Origin of the sequence: Desulfocurvus sp. (assembly GCF_023230885.1) — a bacterium.
Taxonomy (GTDB): Bacteria; Desulfobacterota; Desulfovibrionia; order Desulfovibrionales; family Desulfovibrionaceae; genus Desulfocurvus.
In genome coordinates this window covers 1-3788 of record NZ_JALNWM010000256.1, presented here as the reverse complement: position 1 = coordinate 3788, position 3788 = coordinate 1, and the positions used below count along the sequence as shown (strand labels likewise).

Below are 3788 nucleotides of genomic sequence, written 5' to 3'. Positions count from 1 at the left end.
GCGGACCTGCCGCGCACAGCGGACCTGCCGCGCACAGCGGACCTGCCGCGCACAGCGGACCTGCCGCGCACAGCGGACCTGCCGCGCACAGCGGACCTGCCGCGCACAGCGGACCTGCCGCGCGACCGCAAGCGGTCGCGCGGGGGACGGCACGGCCAGGGAAAGCGCCCGGCCCGGCGGGCCTAGCCTTCCTGGATGTTCAGGGTCACGTTGAAAGCCACGGCGTAGAAATGGTGGAAGAAGTCCACATATTCCACGGTCACGTCCTCGGGGACGCTGATCCGCGCCGGGGCGAAGTTGATGATGCCCTTGATGCCCGCGTCGACAAGGTAGTTGGTCGCACGCTGGGCGCGCTCGGGCGGGGTGGTGATGATGCCGATCTCGATGTCCAGCTCCTCGGCCTTTTCCTTCAGGCGGCGCGAACAGATGACCTCCAGCCCGGAGACCACCTCGCCGATCTTGAAGGGATCGCAATCGAAGGCGCCCACGATGTGGAAGCCGCGCAGCTTGAACTCGCGGTGGTTGAGCAGGGCGCGGCCCAGGTTGCCGATGCCCACCACGCAGGTGCGCCACACGCGGTCCACGCCCAGGGCCTTCTTGATACTGCCGATGAGGTCCTGCACATAGTACCCGACGCCGCGCACGCCGAATTCACCGAAATAGGCGAGGTCCTTGCGAATCTGGGAGGGATTCACGTCGCAGGTGCGGGCCAGCAGCTCGGAGGAGATAACTTCCTTGCCGTCGCGTTGCAGCGTCTCCAGGACCTGGATGTACACCGCCATGCGCTGGATGGTCGCCCGGGGGATATGTTGGCTCTTGAGGGTCATCGCCGACCAGATTATGTGAAATTAGTAACGATGTAAACAGAAAAAAGGGAGACCGTGCTCGCACGGCCTCCCTTTGTCAGCACATGCGCAGTTAGCCAACGAAGGGGTTGGCGAACAGCAGCAGCAGGCAGACGACCAGCGCGTAAATGGCCAGGGACTCCACGAAGGCCAGGCCCAGGATCAGCATGGTCTGGATCTTGCCGGCGGCCTCGGGGTTGCGGGCGGTGCCCTCGCAGGCGGCCTTCAGGCCCAGGCCCTGGCCGATGCCGCAACCGGCGGCGGCGATGGCCATGCCGATGCCGCAAGCCCACATGATGTTCGACAGCACCTCGGGGGCGGCGTCGGAGGCGAAGGCCAGGGAGGCGATGGACAGCAGGGCCACGGTGTTCAGGGCGGTCAGCAGAACTTTACGCATGGATGTCACTCCTTGGAAGGTTGTATTGTGTCGGTCGTTGGACCATTTCCCCCGATGGCGGGTGCGGCCTAGTGCGCGTGATCCAGGGAGCCCTTCAGGTAGATCATGCCGAGCATGAAGAAGATGAAGGCCTGGATGAACTTGGCCAGCATGAACAGGAAGTACATCGGCAGCGAGCCGACGATGGGCGCCAGCATGAACATCAGGATGAGCACGATTTCCTCACCCTTGATGTTGCCGAACAGTCGCAGCGTGAGCGAGAGCGGCCGGGCCAGGTGGGAGATGAACTCGAGGATGATCATCAGCGGGGCCATGGCCGGAACCGGGCCCATGAAGTGCTTGATGTAGCCAAAGCCCCATTTCTTGATGCCGATCCAGTTGTAGTAAAGGAACAGGAACAGCGCCAGGGCAGCGTTGGTGTTGACGTTGGCCGTGGGCGCGTCCAGTCCGGGGATCAGGCCGAACCAGTTGCAGGGCAGGATGAACAGGAACAGGATGACGATGACGTGGAAGATCTCGCGGCCCTTCTCGCCGACGTTCGCGACGCAGAAGTTTTCGAGGCCTCCGATTATCAGCTCGAAGACGTTTTGCAGCTTCCCGGGCACAAGGGTCAGGTTCTTGCGCACCAGGATGCCAATGGTGAACAGCAGGAGCATGACGACCCATGTATAGGCCACATGGACCGGAACATGGACGCCCACGCTCTCCAGGATCGCGGGAACGATGAATTGCGGATGCGGAAGTCCACCAGCCATATCGGTAACGCCTCCTTGATATGTTTTCCCACCCAAACCGGGTCAGCTCGCGGATGGTTTCCCCGTCATCCGTGAAAAGGCCCAGATGAGAACAGTCGCAACCCCCGTGGACAATCCGAGCAGCAGGGCGGGGATCGAAGCCCCGGCCCAGACGATCAGCGCCGCCAGGACCGCCGCGGTCGCGATGAGCCGCCCGTAGAACCGCACAAGCAGGTTCGGCACGGCACCGTCGCGGTGAACCAGCACCCGCTGGAGGAACCCCGCCAGCAGGTAGAAATTGAGCGTCATCAGCGCGGCGCCCAGGGCCACATCGGCCAGCCAGCGCCACCGCCAGGCCAGCCCCAGGGCCAGGGCGCACAGCCCGCCCGCCAGGACGATCTGGTTGCGCACCAGGGCGCGCGTGTCCCGGTGGGTGAAGCCCCTGTGCAGAAGCCAGCGCTCAACCCTTGTCAGAAGTCCGGTCATGCCCGTCTTCCCCGGCGTCCTGGCGGTTCAGCCGCCGGACCTCCTGGAACATGTTGCGGAATCCGGCCACGATGCCCAGGACCAGGAAGACCAGCAGCAGCCACGGCTTGGTGCCCAGCCACTTGTCCAGATACCAGCCCATGCCCAGGCCGATGAACGTGGAGACCACCAGGTGCATCCCCATCGTCCCCACGTCGGCAAGGGGGGTCAGGACGGACTTCTTCTTATCCTTGCTGCCAAAGAGCATCGCACTCCCGCGGCCTCCGGCCGATTGCCCCGAAACCGCTTCGTGCATTCATTCACAAACACCGCGTCCCTACCATAGCCGCGGCGCGGGAGTCAATGTTCTTGAGCGGTTTCAGGCGCGTTTTTTTCGTGGGCCCGGCCACGCGGCGCCGGGGCGGGCGCGCGGGCTGGACGTTGTTTCCTACCCCCGGGGCCCGCCGTTGTCCAGCGCCAGCACGGCCCGGCCGGACGCGCAAAAATTCCCGGCCCCCAGGCGCACGCGTCTTGACCCCGCCCGGGCGATGGCATACCGGGGGGCATGACCGCCGAACATGCCGCCCCGGCCGCGCCGCGGGTTCTCGTGGCCGACGACGACCGCGCCGTGCGGGCCCTGGTCGAATTCCACTTCCGCGACGCGCCCTGGGCCGCAGCCTTCGTGGCCGACGGCTCCGCCGCCGTGGACGCCTTTGGCCGCGAGCCGTGGAGCCTGGTGCTCCTGGACCTGGACATGCCCGGCCTGCCCGGAGCCGAGGCCGCCCGGGCCATGCGGCGCATCGAGGCCGAACAGCGCCGCGTCCCGGCGCCCATCCTGGCCCTGTCGGCCGGCGGACCGGACGGACCGGCCGCCCCGGGCCCGGAGTTCTCCGGCGCCGTGCCCAAGCCCTTTTCCCGCCAGGGGCTGCTCCACGCCGTGGCCGCGGCCCTGGGCCACGCCCCCGCCCCCGCCCGGGGCACGGACCCCGCCCTGAGCCACCTCCTGCCCCGGCTCTACGACTCCGCCGCCGAACTGGCGGCCGAAGCCGCGGCGGGCCTGGACTCCGGCGACCTGGACGCCGTGGCCCGCGCCGCGCACAAGATTCGCGGCGCCGCCGCCTGCTTCGGGCTGCGCCCCCTGGCCGAGGCCGCCGCCCGCCTGGAGGCCCAGGCCCAGGGCGCCGATCATGCCGCCGCCAGCGCCACCCTGGGCGCCCTCGTCGAACTGCTGGAGGCTTCCCGCCCCTGAGCCGCCGGGCGCCCCGCCCCCCCCCGGGGCCCAGGCCGGGGTCGTGGGGGGCTGCGGGGCGCCGGGGGGGGGGGGGGTGCGGGGGCCGGGGGTCCCGG

General features: G+C 67.9%; 6 protein-coding genes. 1 reads left to right on the top strand and 5 read right to left on the bottom strand.

All coding sequences use genetic code 11. From position 1 onward, the window contains the following. Nucleotides 1-182 precede the first annotated feature (182 nt). From M0P34_RS14245 to M0P34_RS14225, 5 genes are all read right to left on the bottom strand, one after another. A complete protein-coding gene (locus M0P34_RS14245) occupies nucleotides 183-827 on the bottom strand; it encodes a redox-sensing transcriptional repressor Rex (RefSeq protein ID WP_291500298.1) in 645 nt (214 codons plus the stop codon). Between the two features lie 91 nt (nucleotides 828-918). Further along, the gene (gene atpE, locus M0P34_RS14240) at nucleotides 919-1242 is read right to left on the bottom strand and encodes an ATP synthase F0 subunit C (RefSeq protein WP_291500296.1); all 324 of its coding nucleotides are present in this window, start codon (nucleotides 1240-1242) and stop codon (nucleotides 919-921) included. Nucleotides 1243-1310: 68 nt separating this feature from the next. Continuing rightward, entirely contained in the window at nucleotides 1311-1997 is a 687-nt protein-coding gene (atpB, locus tag M0P34_RS14235) for a F0F1 ATP synthase subunit A (RefSeq protein ID WP_291500293.1), read from the bottom strand. A 42-nt stretch (nucleotides 1998-2039) separates the two neighbouring features. Continuing rightward, nucleotides 2040-2462 (bottom strand): ATP synthase subunit I, encoded by a 423-nt coding sequence (locus M0P34_RS14230; protein WP_291500290.1) that lies wholly within the window; start codon nucleotides 2460-2462, stop codon nucleotides 2040-2042. Next, nucleotides 2437-2709, bottom strand: coding sequence for an AtpZ/AtpI family protein (locus M0P34_RS14225; RefSeq protein WP_291500288.1), 273 nt, complete (start codon nucleotides 2707-2709; stop codon nucleotides 2437-2439). The genes M0P34_RS14230 and M0P34_RS14225 overlap by 26 nt, the downstream gene beginning before the upstream one ends. Before the next feature lie 297 nt (nucleotides 2710-3006). Between M0P34_RS14225 and M0P34_RS14220 the strand changes: the two genes are divergently transcribed. After that, complete coding sequence (locus M0P34_RS14220; protein ID WP_291500286.1) at nucleotides 3007-3690, top strand: Hpt domain-containing protein; 684 nt, start codon at nucleotides 3007-3009, stop codon at nucleotides 3688-3690. Nucleotides 3691-3788: the final 98 nt, after the last annotated feature.

Excerpts from the sequence above, each read along its gene's own strand:
- M0P34_RS14245 (WP_291500298.1), bottom strand. The coding sequence starts at position 827 with ATGACCCTCAAGAGCCAACATATCCCCCGGGCGACCATCCAGCGCATG.
- atpE (WP_291500296.1), bottom strand. The coding sequence starts at position 1,242 with ATGCGTAAAGTTCTGCTGACCGCCCTGAACACCGTGGCCCTGCTGTCC.
- atpB (WP_291500293.1), bottom strand. The coding sequence starts at position 1,997 with ATGGCTGGTGGACTTCCGCATCCGCAATTCATCGTTCCCGCGATCCTG.
- M0P34_RS14230 (WP_291500290.1), bottom strand. The coding sequence starts at position 2,462 with ATGACCGGACTTCTGACAAGGGTTGAGCGCTGGCTTCTGCACAGGGGC.
- M0P34_RS14225 (WP_291500288.1), bottom strand. The coding sequence starts at position 2,709 with ATGCTCTTTGGCAGCAAGGATAAGAAGAAGTCCGTCCTGACCCCCCTT.
- M0P34_RS14220 (WP_291500286.1), top strand. The coding sequence starts at position 3,007 with ATGACCGCCGAACATGCCGCCCCGGCCGCGCCGCGGGTTCTCGTGGCC.